The sequence below is a fragment of the Aquabacterium sp. NJ1 genome, from assembly GCF_000768065.1.
GTDB lineage: Bacteria > Pseudomonadota > Gammaproteobacteria > Burkholderiales > Burkholderiaceae_C > Aquabacterium.
The window spans coordinates 3,511,503-3,525,206 of the sequence record NZ_JRKM01000001.1 but is presented as its reverse complement, the minus strand read 5'-3'; the positions used below and the strand labels follow the sequence as shown (position 1 = coordinate 3,525,206).

The window sequence follows — 13,704 nt, the reverse complement described above, 5'->3', positions numbered from 1 at the left end:
TGGCGGGTATTCATGTGGTCAATCCTAACCCGCCGTCGCCGGGTTTGTCCAGCGCCAGGCTATCACGGGCAACGCAGGCCCTTGACGAGCAGGTCGTCACGGTCGAGCACCCACAGCGACCACAGCTTGAGTTTCATGACCGGCGGCTGCCAGGCGAGTTCGGGGTAGGCCTTGACCACATCGTGCGGCGCCATCACCGCCAACCGAGGATGGGTGCACAACCATGTCGACCATTGGGCCTTGGGAACCAGCACCTGCGGCGCCAGCTTGGGATTGAACTCGCCGGCGTCGAACAGCTCCTTGCGGTCGTTGTCGTGCTTGGGCAGGTCCGGGTCATCCCAGTTGCTGATGACGGGGATGGGGCCGGGCTGCGCCAGGTAGAACGGCAGGTCATAGACAAACTCGTTGACGTAGACCAGGGGCACGCCCTGCTTGAGCAAAGGCTGCAGCACAGGCAGCACCGGCTTGGCGGACTGCTTGTCGTACTGGACGGCGGTGCCAATGAGCCCCACGCACAGCAGCGCGGCCAGGCCGCCAAAGGCCTTGGGCATGAACGAGGCGAACGCCGGCCAGCGGCGCTCCAGCGCGTTGGCCACCAGGTAAGCCAGGGGCGGCAAGGCAGGCAGGATGTAGCCTGGCAGCTTGGATGCGGGGATGGAGAAGAAGACGAGGATCACCGCCATCCAGACCCAGGACAGCGCGCACAGCGCCGACCGACCGGCGTGCGTGGCAGGTGCTGCCTCGCGAGAAACCGGCGCCTTGCGCTGCGGCGCCCACCTGGCCAGCAGCCACGCCGGCACCCAGGGCAAGGTCAGGCCAACCATCATCGGCAGGTAGTACCACCAGGCGTGCATGTTGTTGAAGCCCGTCTGTGTGAAGCGCTGGAAGTGCTGGTAGACGAAGAAATAGTGGAAGAAGTCCGGGTACAGGCGCTGCATGGCCACGAACCAGGGTGCGGCCACCAGACCGAACACCAGCAAGCCCGGCACCGACAGCATGGCCAGGATGGCGCGCCAGCGACCGGTCAGCAGCAGCCACAGCACCAGCACGGCACCGGGCAGTACCAGCCCGATCAGGCCCTTGGCCAGCAGGCCCAGGCCCGCCAGGCCGTAGGTGCCCCACAGCGCCAGGCGATAGGGCTGGCCGGCTTCACGCGCCAGCACCGCGTGCGCGCCCAGGGCCACGGTGGCCGAGATGCAGCCGGCCACCAGCATGTCCAGGTTGGCGTACTGCGCGCCGCCAAAGTAGAAAGGCTGCGTGACCAGCACCAGCGCGGACCAGCCTGCCAAGCGCGGGCCCGCCCATTGACGCACCAGCAGGTACAGCCCCATGGCACCCAGCCATGCGCCAAAGACAGAGGCCAGCCGCGCGGCCCACAGGGTCAGGCCAAAGGCCTTGAGCGACAAGGCCGTGAGCCAATAGAAAAGGGGTGGCTTGTGGAAGAAGGGCAAGCCGTTGAGGGTGGGTGTCAGCCAGTCACCACTGCGGATCATTTCCCAGGCGACGCCAGCGTAGCGGCCTTCATCCGGCACGGCCAGCGGGCGCCACCAGGCCGTGCACACGAGCCAGGCCAGCAGCACCAGGCCGACGCCCCAGATCGGCCAGTTCGAGATCGACCAGTTTGGCTTGGAAACTTGCGTCACAACGGGAACCATCCTTGTGGAAAGAACAGGGTGGCCGCCAATCTGAATGAAGGCCGCCACGTCAAAAGGGGCACAGTGTAGCGAAGGCCCTTCAGGGCCAGCCGACCTCACCCAGGCGCGCGACGCGCACGCCAGCGGTCTGCAGGACTTCGCCAAAAGCCTGGCCCGTCAACACGGCGTGCTCCATGCAACGAGACGCGGCAATGACATCCGGCCAGGGTGGGGCCTTCGCCATGGGCACGGCAGGGTGGCACATCAGCAAATCACCTTGCGGGCGCACCAGGCTGAGCCAGGCCTGCCAGCGGTGCAAATAGGCGGTGGCGTCTGCATCAAACGGGTACACCCCGAGCAGGCGCTCGCTGCGGCGCAGGCCGAGCCGGCTCACCGCCCGGCCCAGCACGGTCGCCCCCAGGGTGCCGATGATGGCCGCCTTGACGGTGTCCGACACGCTGATGCCCGCCAGCACGGCGCGCCAGCCGGGTGATCGGCATTGCCGCACCCATGGCTTGACGCCCGCCTGCCCAGGTGGGTAACGCCTGCGCAGCACCTGCAGCAAGGCGTCCCGGATCTGGGGCAGTTGGTGGGCGTGCTGGTGGCCGTCGATGAAGTCTGGTGCTCGCCCCCAGTGGGCCTCGAAGCGATCCCACTGGCGTTCGATCTCGCGAGCCAGCGCGGCCACATCGAGCCGACGCAGGTAACAGGCCTTGATCAGCGTGCCCAGCGGCAGGCTCGGGCAGGCCGATTGCGCGGCCACGTCCAGCGTTTCGGTGAAGTTCAGGTGCAGGCCGACATCGGCCACGGGTGCATCGGCCGGCCCCACGGCCTCGCACAACGCGGGCACGCCGGACGCCCAGCTGGGCCCATCCACCAGGCAGCTGACGGCAGAAATACGGCGCAGCGCCAGCAACTCGAACACGGCCTGGTTCACGCCATCGTGCAGGCCGAAATCGTCCACACACACGGCCAGTTGCCGCAGGGTGCCTGCCGTCATGCTCATGGTGGGAATGGACGCCCCCACGCCGTCAATCACCCGTGTGGCCTGGCGCGGACACGTCCAGCCCACGGCCCAGCGAACGGCGCACGACATACAGCGGCCGGCTCTTGACTTCTTCGAAGATGCGGGCGATGTACTCGCCCAGGATGCCCAGGCCAATGAGCTGGATGCCCACGAAGAAGGACAGCAGCACGATGATGGTCGTCCAGCCCGAGACCTTGTTGCCGTAGATCAGGAAGTCCACGATGACCACCGATCCGTAGATGAAAGCCATCAAGGCCATCACCATGCCGGCGATGCTGGCCACACGCAGCGGCCAGGTGGTGAACGCGGTCAGACCGTCGATCGAAAAGGCAATCAGCTTGAGCGCGTTGTAGTGCGTCTTGCCCACGGCCCGCTCGGCGGGCTCATACGGAATGGCCACGGACTTGAAGCCCACCCAGGCGTACAAGCCCTTCATGAAGCGGTTGCGCTCGGGCAAGGCCATCAGGGCCTCGACCACGGCGCGGTCCATCAAACGGAAATCACCCGCGTCAGGTGGCACCTGGAACCGCGACTTGGCGTTGATCAGGCGGTAGAAGGCCCGTGTACCAACCTGTTTGAACAGGCTTTCATCATCGCGGTTCTCACGCAGGGCGTAGACCACATCCGCGCCCGCCTGCCATTGCTTGATCATCTCGGGGATGAAGCGCGGCGGGTGCTGCATGTCCGAATCCATCAGGACCACAACATCGCCATTGGCGGCCTGCAGGCCGGCCGTGAGCGCGGCTTCCTTGCCGAAATTGCGCGAGAACTCGATGGCGCGGAAGCCAGGCTGGCGCGTCCACTCGTCAAACACCGCCGAGGTGTCATCACGGCTGCCGTCATTGACCAGGATCACCTCCCACTCGGAGGCACACCCGCTCAATTGCTCGGCCAGGATGGGCAGCAGCAGGCGCAGGTTGGCCGCTTCGTTGTAGCAGGGGATGACGCAGCTCAGGCGAGGCAGCTGGGCACGGGCACTGGAGGGAGTCGGGTGGGCAATCACGGTCATCCCTCGATTATCGCGGCTTCAGGCCACGTTCTGGCGCCAGCAGGGGCCGACCCTTTTTGGATGCGTTGTCGTCGGCCTTGCCTGACCGGAGACCCAACCAGAAAGGCCCCGGTCTGCACACGCGGTGGATTACTTCTGTTGAGCGGCCTCGTGGCGGTGCTCATGGCGCTCGTGACGCTCGTGGCGGCGCTCCATGCGGTCATGGTGCAGGTCGGTCTTGTCCTTGGCGACGTCACGCCTGTCGACGTTCACTTCCTTTTGTTCGGCTTCGCGCTTGGCTTCCTGCTTCTCGGCCGCTGCCATGTTGCCGCGCTTGATGGCCGCATCCTCGCGGCGCTGGTCCACGGCGCGCTCCTTGCGGTCCACCACCAGTTCCTTGCGGTCCTTGGACAGATCGGCCTTGTCGGCGCGGATGTCCTTGGTTTCCTGGCGGATCTCCTTGGTGTCTTTCTTGACCTGTTGTGCGGCGCTGGCGCCAGTGGCAGCGACAGGGGCCGGTGCGCCGGTCTGGGCGAACACGGGCAGGGCAAAGGCGGTCACCAGGGCGGTTGCAATCAGCTTGGTCTTCATGGAAATGTCCTTTCAGCGAGGGGCTCGTTGTGAAGTTCGGTGTGCGGTTCACGTCGATTCGTGTCGTGTTGATCGACGTTTCGCAGCGCCTTGAGACCTACAACGCGGCCTCTTTCAGGGCTGTTGACCAGGCCTTTGCAAAGGGTTTGTAAAGAGGAAACGGCCTGAAAGACAATGCCATCCATGACAGATTCACGCCCCCTCCCCCCTCTGCCCACCATCGAGCTGGGCACTTACCGCCACTACAAGGGCCCGCTGTACGACGTCCTTGGCGTCGTGCGGCACAGCGAAACGCTCGAAGCCCTAGTGCTGTACCGCCCGCAGCTTGGTGACGGCACCGTGTGGGTGCGCCCCTGGGCCATGTTCTGTGGTCAAGTCGAGGTCAATGGTGTGCATATGACGCGGTTTGAACGCCAAAGCTGAAACAGGCGTCAATTTGTTTGAAACGCTGCCGATACCGATGGGGGCATCACAGCCGATCAAACCCATGTACCTGATACCCAAGGACACCATGGCCAGCAAGCTGGCCCCTGCGTGGGCCTTCCTCAGCGGTGAAGACCGCCTGTTCGAGGAAGGCGCGTCGCAGCCCACCCGGCCCGGCGAGCGCGAACACGCCGTGGTGCTGCCCGTGCACCTGCATGACGGCCTGCCGCGCCGCCTGATGGCCGTGGGCCTGCTGATCGACGACCGGGAGGCCACCGATGTGGCCTGCTTCATGTTCGGGCTGCCCCAAAGCGAGATCAGCGCGGACGATGTACGCGATGCCTGCATGGAAGCCTGCAATGTGCTGGGCGGCTGCCTGGTGAAAAGCAACGACGAAGCCCACACGGTCGAGATCGGCCTGCCGCAGGAATTGCCCCTGGAGCGGTTTGCAGAACTGCATCGGCATGCCCATGTGAGCGTGACCTTTTCGAGCGAGAGCGATGCCGGCAGGCGCATCGTGATCACGGTGTTTGACGCGATTGACCAACGTATCCTGGAGTCCTGACATGCATGTCGCAACCGAGACGACACCCAAGGCGACACCCAAGGTATTTCGCTTCCTGATCGTGGATGACAGCCGGGCCATCCAGGCCATCATCCGGCGCGTGGTGGAAGCCTGCGGCTACCCTGCGGTGGACATCCGCGTGGCCATCAATGGCGAAATGGCCCTGGACGCACTGAAAGATTTCAAGCCCGACCTGGTGATCACCGACTGGCACATGCCCAAGATGTCGGGCCTGGAGTTGCTGCAGACCCTGCGCCAGCTGGGGCAAGGCCACCTCAAGGTCGGTCTGGTGACCACCGAGACCAGCCCGACCATGCTGGAAGAAGCGCGTCGCAATGGCGCCGTGTTCGTGATCAACAAGCCCTTCAAGGACACCGACCTGATCGCGCATGTGCGCCACGTGGTGCCGGTGGATGGCCAGGCCCCAGCGCCCGAACAGACTCCGGAAGAGGTCGCTGCGGCCGCCAGCCTGATGATCACGCAGGAATGCAAGGACCTGATCCAGTCCGTGATGAACGGCATTCCGTTTCGCTTGCTGGAAGAAGAGCCGCTGGTGGCCCATGCGCTGACCTCTCAGAACCTCATCGGGCTGTATGGCGGGCGCAGCAAGCCGGTCACGGCCATTGCCGTGCTGGACACGAATGCCGTGTGCATCCTGGGTGGCGGCAGCTCCCGGCAACCGCCCGCGGCCGTGCGCCAGGCCATGCAGCAGGGGCAAGCCACCGAGAGCATGGTCAAGCACGCCAGCCAGTTCATGCAGAGCGCGGGCGCGCTGTTGCGGATCGAGGCCGAGAAGGAGCCTATTCCCCTGTCGCGCACCAGCATCGTGCCGCAGAGCTTCCAGAAGCTCAACGAGCTGCTGGTCAAGAACGGGGGCCGCGCGGACTTCCGCATCTCGGTGCCCGGCTATGGAGACGGCCGCTTCAGCTTCCTGGCTGTCTGACACACACAAGGGGCCAGCCCATGCAGCTCGAAAGCGTCGCCGTCCTCTTTGTCTTCATCGGCAATGCAGCGGCCATCATCCTGCTGGCCTTCATGCTGTTTCGCATCCTGGGCCAGACCGAGGCCACGCACGACATGATGCGCAAAGGCAGCGGCGACCTGATCGATGCAGCCAAGCGGCTGCGTGACATGCTGCAATCGGTAGACCGGCTCAGCGAGCGCCTCATCGATGCCAACAAGACCGTGCACCAATCTGCCAACCGGCCGATCGATCTGTCGCACGAAAGCCTGGAAAAGATCGCCGCGCTGACGGATTCGCTGACCCGCGAGGGCATCGAGGAGCACGAGCAGATCGTGGCCGAGATGCGCAAGCTGCTGGAGTCCATCCAGGCCATCCAGCCCGAGGGCTACCCCGCCTGGCGCCAGGAACACCAGGGCAAGCTGGACCAGACCCTGCTGCAGCGCAGCCACCTGTCCACGGAACTGGAGCAGGTCAAGATCAGGCTGGACGAGGCCAACGTCGTCATCAACGAGTTGCGCCGGGCCAACCGGCTGGCCGAGGCCTCGACGCAATCGGCCGAGGTGCTGCGCCAGAACATGGACCAGCAACAACAGCTGCTCAATCGCGCCAAGGAGCGCGCGCAAAAAGCCGAAGCCGCAGCCAGCACACTCACGCAGGAAGTGGACAAGCTCAACAACGAAGTCGAGCAGGCCCGCAACGCGGCGGCCAAGGATCTGGACGACTTGCGTGAGCAGATCAAGGCCATCACGCAGGAACGCTCGGTGCTGTACAACCAGCTGGAAGAACTCAAGAGCACGATGAAGCGCACCTTGCTGGAAAAGGACTTCATCGAAGACAAGCTGCTGGACCTGGACGAGGCCCACCGAGGCACGGCCAGCGCATCAGGTGCCCCCGTCGTCACCGAGCCTGCGAGCTGAAGGCGCGACCAGCACCACATCGCCCTGCGGCAAGGCCACACACGGCAGGGTCCAGCCTTCGTCCTTTTCATCGGGGCTGAGCCCGGGCCACTCGACGCGGTAACGCACCTGCCCTGAAGCGAGCCGGCACATGCAGGCACGGCAAGTGCCATTGCGGCACGAACGCGCCATGAAGATGCCCGATGCCAGCGCCGCTTCCAGCAGGGACTGGCCCGGCTGCACCGTGAAGCTCAAGCCGGAGGGCTGGAGCTGGGCCTGGCAAGAAGGCAAAGGCTCGGACGGCATACTGCTCACAGCTCCTCGAACAAAGGCAATGAATAAGGCACGGCTGGCTCCTGCACACTGGCCGCTTCGTCGCCCTTGCTCAAGGACTCCATCTTCACGCCCAGCAGCCGCAGGCGCCGGTCCAGCGGCACGGTCTTCAGGCAGCGCCCGGCCCATTGGCGGATGATGCCGGCATCACGGGTCGGCGTGGGCATGGTCAGGCTGCGCGTCACGATCTTGAAGTCGTCGTAACGCAGCTTGACGCCCACCGTGCGGCCCACATAGTCCTTGCGCGCGAGATCCTGCGCCACCTGTTCACACAGGCGCGTGAAGATGGGGCTCAAGGCTTCGCGGTCATCGCGCGGGTGCAGGTCCCGCTCGAAAGTGGTCTCGCGGCTGAGCGACTTGGGCTCACGCCAGGTCACCACGGGCCGGTCATCCTGCCCATGGGCGGCCTGGTGCAGCCAGGCACCATAGTGGCTGCCGAACTCCTGCATCAGCCAGTTCGGGTCCGTGCCCGCGAGCTGCCCGATGGTGTCGATGCCATGCGCCTTCAGCCGCGCACTCGCCTTGGGGCCAATCCCGTTGATGCGGCTGGCCGGCAAGGGCCAGATGCGCGAGGGGATATCGGCCATGGTCAGCACGGTGAGCCCATCGGGCTTCTCCAGATCAGAGCACAGCTTGGACAGCAGTTTGTTGGGTGTCACCCCGACCGAACAGCTCAGGCCCGTGGCCTCGAACACCGCTTGCTTGAGCTGGCGCCCCAGTTCGCGCACACCCCCCAGCTCATCGTCGCCATGGGCTTCTTGCGCGCCGGGCACCTCGCTGAGATCGATGTAGATTTCGTCGATGCCCCGATCTTCGATGACGGGTGCCACCTGGGCCACCGCGGCCTTGAAGCGCCGTGAGTAGGCGCGGTACTGGTCAAAATCCACCGGCAGCAGCACGGCATCGGGCGCCAGTGCGGCGGCTTTCATCAGGCCCATGCCGGAGTGCACACCCAGTGCCCGTGCCGGGTAGGTGGCGGTGGTGATCACGCCCCGGCCAGCATAGTCGCGCAGGCGGGCAAACCGCCAGCTGCCGTCAGCTTGCAACTCGGGTTGGTGCCGCCGGCCACCGCCGATGACCACAGCCTGGCCTTTCAATTCCGGATAGCGCAACAACTCGACGGACGCGTAGAAAGCGTCCATGTCGAGGTGGACGATGAGGCGGCGAGAAGGCACAAGGGAATCACAAATCAGTCCAGACATGATTCTGGACCGACTTGACGGGCCCGCTGCAGGCCAAAGCCCGGCCGAGGCCGCTTGTGCGGCCGCTCAGGCCTTGATGTCCAGGATGCTGCCGACCATCTGCTCCTGGGTCTGGATGGTGCGCAGGTTGGCCTTGTAGCTGTAGCTGGCTTCCATCTGCGCGACCAGGTCGGCAGCCAGGTCGGGCCCGACCTCGTCGCTCTTGCCCACGGTGGTCATGACGCCCTCCGTTTCCTGACTCTGCTGGTGCACGACCTGGCGCTGGAAGCCCGGCGTCTGCGCATTGGCGATGTTGTGCGCCGCCACGTCCATACGGGTTGAAGCCGCATGCACACCCGATAAAGCAATGGATGAGATGGTGTTCATAAACCCTCCATGGGACCGTGATCGGTGGAAAAGCAGGGAACTTGAAGCACATCAAACACCGCGCTGTGCGAAGTTGCCGAAAACCCCCACCCCGGATCGTCGACACGCACTTGTCGTCAAAAAGCATGCCCCGCCGCTTGACACAGGGGCGCCGCATGCCGTGCAATTGCGCGAAATGCGACCTGTGACAAACACTAAAAAAACCTGAAAGCCCAAAACATGTATGACGTCATCGTCGTAGGCGGCCGTTGTGCTGGTGCCGCCACCGCCCTGCTGCTGGCCCGCCAGGGCCACAAGGTGCTGATCGTGGACCAGGCGCAATTGCCCAGTGACGTCCGCCTGTCCACCCACCTGATCTGGCATGCGGGTGTGGACCAGCTGCAGAAGTGGGGCTTGCTGGACGCCGTGGTGGCCACCAACTGCCCCTTGCTGACCGGTTTTTCGCTTGACATGGGCGAACTGGTGCTGCGCGGCACCCCCCCAGGTACACAAGCCGAAGCCGCACTGGCGCCACGCCGCCTGGCGCTGGACAAGGTGCTGCTGGACGCCGCGCTGGAAGCCGGCGCCGAGTTGCGCCAGGGCGTGACCTTCGAAGACGTGATCCGCGAAGGTGAACGCGTGACCGGCATCCGCGGCCGGCTGGCCGATGGCAGCGGCTTCACGGCCCACGCCAAGGTGGTGGTGGGTGCCGACGGCACGCACTCGCGGGTGGCCCGCGCGGTGGGCGCCGAGGTCTACAACGAATCGCCCAAGGAGGCCGGCTCGTTCAACCTCTATTCCTACTTCACCGGGGTCGAGCTCGATGGCGTGGAGTTCTACTCCCGCCCCGAACGCATGATCTACGCCTGGGAAACCAACGATGGCCGCACGGTGATCGGGGTGATCCAGCCGGGTAACGCGCCCCGCCCTGCCCGCCAGGACATGGAGGCGCATTTCCTGCAGGAACTCAGCACCCTCACGCCCGGCCTGGCTGCCCGCGTCAAAGCCGGCCAGCGCGACGATGAATGGCTCGGTGGCGCCATTGGCACCTTCTGCCGCCAGGCCGCCGGCCCCGGCTGGTGCCTGGTGGGTGACGCTGGCGTCACCATGGACCCGATCACCGCAGCCGGCATCACCAATGCCCTGCGGGACGCGGAGCTGGCGTCGACCTTGATCCACCAGGGGTTGAGCACACCGCAAGGCGTGGACGCCGCACTGGCCGACTACCAGGCCCGTCGTGATGCCATCGCTGTGCCGCTGCTGGGCTTCGCGCAAGAGATGGCGAAGCTGGCGCCCCCTACCGAAGACATCATCAAGCTGTTCATGGCCCTGGCCGGCAACCAGAAGCAGATCGACCGCTACTACGGGCTGTTCGGCCAGACGGTGACGCCAGCCGAGTTCTTCGACCCGGCCAATATGGCGGAGATCTTCGCGGCAGCCTGATCTGCCAGGCCCTCAAGGCGCCAACCCGCTCAGGGCAGGCTGTTCAAGGCCTGCTGGGCGCGCTGCAACCAGACGACCGCCCCCTGCTGCTGCGCCACCTCGATGGCCTGCTGGTAGCAGGCCGTGGCCTGTGCCATATCAGGCTGGGGCGCATGCTGCAGCAGGTGCCCGCGGATGCGGTGCAGTTCGGCCTCGTGCCAGCGTTCACCGCCACGCTCGGTCTGCACCCAGGCCTGATCCAGGCAGGCCAGCGCCTCATCATGGCGCCCGACCTGGCCCAGCACCTCGGCCATCTGCGCCAGGAAAAACGGCAGCACGATGCCGGCGCCCGTGGCCTGGAAAGCCTCCAGGCCCTGCGTCATCAGCGCGATGCCATCTTCCAGCTGGCCATCCATCTGAGCGAGTTGCGTGCGGCACCAGCCCATGGCGAAGCGGGCCATGGCCGACACATAGGCAAAGCCGTGCTCGTCGGCCATGTGCCAGCCGGCCTGCAGGCGCGGCAGCAACCTGTCGAGCTCACCCGCATGCAGGTAGACCATGACACCCCAGGTGCGTGCCCAGGCCAGTGAATACGGGTGGTTCAACTCGATGGCACGCTGCTCGATGAGGCCGTAGACCGCATCCACATCGTCCACCTGGCCCATGATCCACTGGGCATGCAGGCCGTGCACCATGCTCACCAGCTTGAGGTCCGTCGAGTACAAGGCGATGAGGCCACGGTCATGCGGGTCATGGAAACCGTGCTCGACCTGCTCACACAAGGCCGCGACCTGCGGCAGTTGCCCGCTGTAGAACATCAGCTGCGATTGCATCATGTTGTTCACCAGCCAGGCCAGGCGGCTGTTGGACTGCATGGCCACGGTCGCCATGCGCCGGCCGATGGCCTGTGCCTGCCTGATCTCGCCACGAACCTGGTGGTAGACGCACACGCCCCACAAAGGCCAGATGGCCTCGTCGATCTTGTCGGCAGCGCTGGCCAGTTCATTGGCGCGCTTGTAGGCCTGCTCGACCTCGGGCGCCGCCCAGCCCTTGCCCAGCATGTGCACGGTGCCCAGCGAGGCATGCAATTGCAATTCGATCTGGTCACGATCAGGGTCGAGCGGCAAGGCCTGGGTGGCATGCAGCCCGGCCTGCAAGTGGGCCACGGCCTCGTGCAGGGCCAGCCGGTTCAGCGCCTGTTCGCTGGCCTTCTTCCAGTAGGGAATGGCCATGCGGTGGCGCCCGGCCGCCACCGCGTGTCGAGCCAGCAGTGCCGGTTCGTGCCGAACGGTCTCGGGGTAACGCGACTCCAGCACTTGCAGGACGGTGCTGTGCAGGGCCTCACGACGCGTCTTCAACAGCGAGTCATAAGCCGTGTCCTGCACCAGGGCGTGCTTGAACACGTACACCTCGCCCTGCTCGGACTCCTGGCGCGTGGCCAGGCCTGAGCGCAGCAAGGCCTCTACCCCCTCTTCCAGTTGCTGGGCATCCTGCGGGAACAAGGCGGCCAGCAGGTCTCGCGAAAAGGCCCGCCCGATCACCGCGCCGATCTGCGCCACTTCCTTGGCCTGGGCATGGCGATCCAGCCGTGCCATCAGGGAGTCCCGCAAAGTCGCGGGCAAGCTGCCATCGGCCTGAAGGGCACTGGCATGGCCGGCCTGCTCCAGCACGGACTTGGTCAACTCCTCGACGAAGAGCGGCACACCGTCGGTGCGGTTCTCGATCTGATCGGCCAGCGCCTGGGGCAAGGGCTTGTCACCCATGAGGCGCGACACCAGCGCGGCCACCTCGGCGCGGCGCAGGCCGGGCACCTTCAGCGCGGTGACATGGGCCTGCCGGTCGAACGCGGGCGTGAACTCGGGGCGATGCGTCACCACCAGCAGCACAGGCAGGTGGCGCACCCGCTCCACGAGCTTGTTGAGCGCGGCCACCGAAGCCGGGTCCGCCCAGTGCGCATCTTCAAACAACAGCAAGGCCGGCTCGGCTGTGGCCCGCCCTTCCAGCCAGCCCAGCAGCACCTCGACGATGTCCTGCTCGCGCTGATGCGCACTGGTGATGGGCAGGTTGTGCCGGCCGTCCGAGGGCACCGACAGCAAGGCCGCCAACAGGGCCGCTTGCTGGCGGGCCTGCTCGGTGCCGGGCCGTATCAAGGCGTCGATGCGGTCGAGCTTGACCACAGCGGGCGTGTCGGGCTTGAAGCGCAGCAGGCGCTCCAGCGCGTCGACAAAGGGGTGGAAGGCGCTGTCGGTCTTGTGGGGTGCACATTGCAGTTGCAAGGCATGCAGACCGGCATTACCCAGGCGGTCCCCCAGTTCCTTGAGCATGCGCGACTTGCCGATGCCCGGCTCGCCCGACAAGACCACCACCTGCCCCTGGCCTTGCAGCACGGCCTGCCAGCGGTCGGTCAGCAGGCTCAGCTCCTGCACCCGGCCCACCAGCGGGCTGAGGTGCTCGCCACTGCTGGCATCAAAGCGGCTGGCCGAATCGCTCAAGCCCGTCACGCGCCAGACCTGACGGGGTTCGGTCACGCCCTTGAGCGCATGCACACCCTGGTCTTCGTAGGTGAAACTGCCACCCGTGAGGCGCCGCGTCTGGTCACTGATGAGCACGGTGTTGGCGCGCGCCAGTGCCTGCAGGCGGGCGGCGATGTTGGGCGTGTCACCCAGGGCCAGCTGTTCACGCCGGGGGCCGGCACCGATGTCACCGATCACCACGCGGCCGGTGTCGATGCCGATGCGCACCTGCAGGCGCACTTGCTCGCGCCCATCGATCAACAACTCCAGCGAGGCGATCTTGCTCACCAGGTCCAGGCCGGCGTGCACGGCGCGCGGGGCCGCATCTTCCTGCGCTTGCGGGTAGCCAAAGTAGACCAGCAGGCCATCACCCAGGTACTGCGCGACCGACCCACCACAACGGCTGATGACCTCGACCGCCGCTTGCTGATAGGCCAGCACGACCTGGCGCCACTGCTCAGGTGTCAGGCGAGCGCACAGTGCGGTGGCGTCCACCAGGTCGCAGAACATGATGGTGAGCTGGCGCAACTCGGTGTGCAGGGGCGGCGCCTCCGATGGGCCAAGTGGGCCAAGTGGGCCATGTGCGCCAAGCGCACCAGACGTGCCGGCCCCATCGAGCGGCGCGCCCCGGGCCAGCAACTCGCCCACCGCGCGCATGAAGCGCTTGCGGTCCCCCATGCTCACGCCGAGCTTTTCGAGATCACTTTCGGTCAGGCTGGTGAGCACGTCTTCGGCGATGCCGTTGTCACGCAGCACGGGCTCCAGCCGACTCAGACCGATGGCCGTCAGCCAATCGGTCAT

General features: G+C 65.6%; 13 protein-coding genes. 5 read left to right on the top strand and 8 right to left on the bottom strand.

The features are described from left to right. Positions 1-62: 62 nt before the first annotated feature. From JY96_RS15135 to JY96_RS15120, 4 genes are all read right to left on the bottom strand, one after another. The gene (locus JY96_RS15135) at positions 63-1,643 is read right to left on the bottom strand and encodes a glycosyltransferase family 39 protein (protein ID WP_161784335.1); all 1,581 of its coding nucleotides are present in this window, start codon (positions 1,641-1,643) and stop codon (positions 63-65) included. A 91-nt stretch (positions 1,644-1,734) separates the two neighbouring features. Continuing rightward, on the bottom strand, positions 1,735-2,640 hold the full coding sequence (locus JY96_RS15130) for a ChbG/HpnK family deacetylase (protein ID WP_052162577.1): 906 nt from the start codon (positions 2,638-2,640) through the stop codon (positions 1,735-1,737). 25 nt (positions 2,641-2,665) lie between these two features. Further along, entirely contained in the window at positions 2,666-3,670 is a 1,005-nt protein-coding gene (locus JY96_RS15125; protein ID WP_035038659.1) for a glycosyltransferase family 2 protein, read from the bottom strand. A 129-nt stretch (positions 3,671-3,799) separates the two neighbouring features. Next, positions 3,800-4,240: a hypothetical protein gene (locus JY96_RS15120; protein WP_052162576.1), complete on the bottom strand. Its 441-nt coding sequence runs from the start codon at positions 4,238-4,240 to the stop codon at positions 3,800-3,802. A gap of 183 nt (positions 4,241-4,423) precedes the next feature. On the opposite strand from JY96_RS15120, the gene JY96_RS15115 reads away from it, so the two are divergent. The 4 genes from JY96_RS15115 (at position 4,424) to JY96_RS15100 (ending at position 7,109) form a co-directional block, all read left to right on the top strand. After that, positions 4,424-4,663 carry a DUF1653 domain-containing protein gene (locus JY96_RS15115; RefSeq protein WP_035038658.1) on the top strand — a complete coding sequence of 80 codons (240 nt, stop codon included), beginning with the start codon at positions 4,424-4,426 and terminating at the stop codon, positions 4,661-4,663. Between the two features lie 64 nt (positions 4,664-4,727). Then, on the top strand, positions 4,728-5,228 hold the full coding sequence (locus JY96_RS15110; protein ID WP_152606524.1) for a hypothetical protein: 501 nt from the start codon (positions 4,728-4,730) through the stop codon (positions 5,226-5,228). A gap of 1 nt (position 5,229) precedes the next feature. Further along, the gene (locus tag JY96_RS15105; RefSeq protein ID WP_035038656.1) at positions 5,230-6,171 is read left to right on the top strand and encodes a response regulator; all 942 of its coding nucleotides are present in this window, start codon (positions 5,230-5,232) and stop codon (positions 6,169-6,171) included. Between the two features lie 20 nt (positions 6,172-6,191). After that, positions 6,192-7,109 carry a hypothetical protein gene (locus JY96_RS15100; RefSeq protein WP_035038655.1) on the top strand — a complete coding sequence of 306 codons (918 nt, stop codon included), beginning with the start codon at positions 6,192-6,194 and terminating at the stop codon, positions 7,107-7,109. On the opposite strand, the gene JY96_RS15095 is transcribed toward JY96_RS15100, so the two are convergent. The 3 genes from JY96_RS15095 to JY96_RS15085 all read right to left on the bottom strand — a co-directional run bounded on the left by JY96_RS15095 (position 7,074) and on the right by JY96_RS15085 (position 8,989). Beyond that, the gene (locus JY96_RS15095; protein WP_052162575.1) at positions 7,074-7,394 is read right to left on the bottom strand and encodes a 2Fe-2S iron-sulfur cluster-binding protein; all 321 of its coding nucleotides are present in this window, start codon (positions 7,392-7,394) and stop codon (positions 7,074-7,076) included. The two genes, JY96_RS15100 and JY96_RS15095, sit on opposite strands and share 36 nt — an antisense overlap. A 5-nt stretch (positions 7,395-7,399) precedes the next feature. Next, positions 7,400-8,623, bottom strand: a complete 1,224-nt coding sequence (dinB, locus tag JY96_RS15090) for a DNA polymerase IV (RefSeq protein WP_052162574.1) — start codon at positions 8,621-8,623, stop codon at positions 7,400-7,402. A 66-nt stretch (positions 8,624-8,689) separates the two neighbouring features. Further along, positions 8,690-8,989: a flagellar basal body rod protein FlgC gene (locus JY96_RS15085; RefSeq protein WP_035038653.1), complete on the bottom strand. Its 300-nt coding sequence runs from the start codon at positions 8,987-8,989 to the stop codon at positions 8,690-8,692. Positions 8,990-9,208: 219 nt separating this feature from the next. On the opposite strand from JY96_RS15085, the gene JY96_RS15080 reads away from it, so the two are divergent. Then, positions 9,209-10,411, top strand: a complete 1,203-nt coding sequence (locus JY96_RS15080; protein WP_035038651.1) for an NAD(P)/FAD-dependent oxidoreductase — start codon at positions 9,209-9,211, stop codon at positions 10,409-10,411. Between the two features lie 29 nt (positions 10,412-10,440). Here the strand turns inward: JY96_RS15080 and JY96_RS15075 are convergent, their stop codons facing one another. Then, on the bottom strand, positions 10,441-13,704 hold the full coding sequence (locus JY96_RS15075; protein ID WP_161784334.1) for an adenylate/guanylate cyclase domain-containing protein: 3,264 nt from the start codon (positions 13,702-13,704) through the stop codon (positions 10,441-10,443).

What these genes read in the sequence shown, in the direction of transcription:
- JY96_RS15130 (WP_052162577.1), bottom strand. Translation starts at nt 2,640, where the DNA reads ATGAGCATGACGGCAGGCACCCTGCGGCAACTGGCCGTGTGTGTGGAC.
- JY96_RS15125 (WP_035038659.1), bottom strand. Translation starts at nt 3,670, where the DNA reads ATGACCGTGATTGCCCACCCGACTCCCTCCAGTGCCCGTGCCCAGCTG.
- JY96_RS15120 (WP_052162576.1), bottom strand. Translation starts at nt 4,240, where the DNA reads ATGAAGACCAAGCTGATTGCAACCGCCCTGGTGACCGCCTTTGCCCTG.
- JY96_RS15115 (WP_035038658.1), top strand. Translation starts at nt 4,424, where the DNA reads ATGACAGATTCACGCCCCCTCCCCCCTCTGCCCACCATCGAGCTGGGC.
- JY96_RS15110 (WP_152606524.1), top strand. Translation starts at nt 4,728, where the DNA reads ATGTACCTGATACCCAAGGACACCATGGCCAGCAAGCTGGCCCCTGCG.
- JY96_RS15105 (WP_035038656.1), top strand. Translation starts at nt 5,230, where the DNA reads ATGCATGTCGCAACCGAGACGACACCCAAGGCGACACCCAAGGTATTT.
- JY96_RS15100 (WP_035038655.1), top strand. Translation starts at nt 6,192, where the DNA reads ATGCAGCTCGAAAGCGTCGCCGTCCTCTTTGTCTTCATCGGCAATGCA.
- JY96_RS15095 (WP_052162575.1), bottom strand. Translation starts at nt 7,394, where the DNA reads ATGCCGTCCGAGCCTTTGCCTTCTTGCCAGGCCCAGCTCCAGCCCTCC.
- dinB (WP_052162574.1), bottom strand. Translation starts at nt 8,623, where the DNA reads ATGTCTGGACTGATTTGTGATTCCCTTGTGCCTTCTCGCCGCCTCATC.
- JY96_RS15085 (WP_035038653.1), bottom strand. Translation starts at nt 8,989, where the DNA reads ATGAACACCATCTCATCCATTGCTTTATCGGGTGTGCATGCGGCTTCA.
- JY96_RS15080 (WP_035038651.1), top strand. Translation starts at nt 9,209, where the DNA reads ATGTATGACGTCATCGTCGTAGGCGGCCGTTGTGCTGGTGCCGCCACC.
- JY96_RS15075 (WP_161784334.1), bottom strand. Translation starts at nt 13,704, where the DNA reads ATGACCGATTGGCTGACGGCCATCGGTCTGAGTCGGCTGGAGCCCGTG.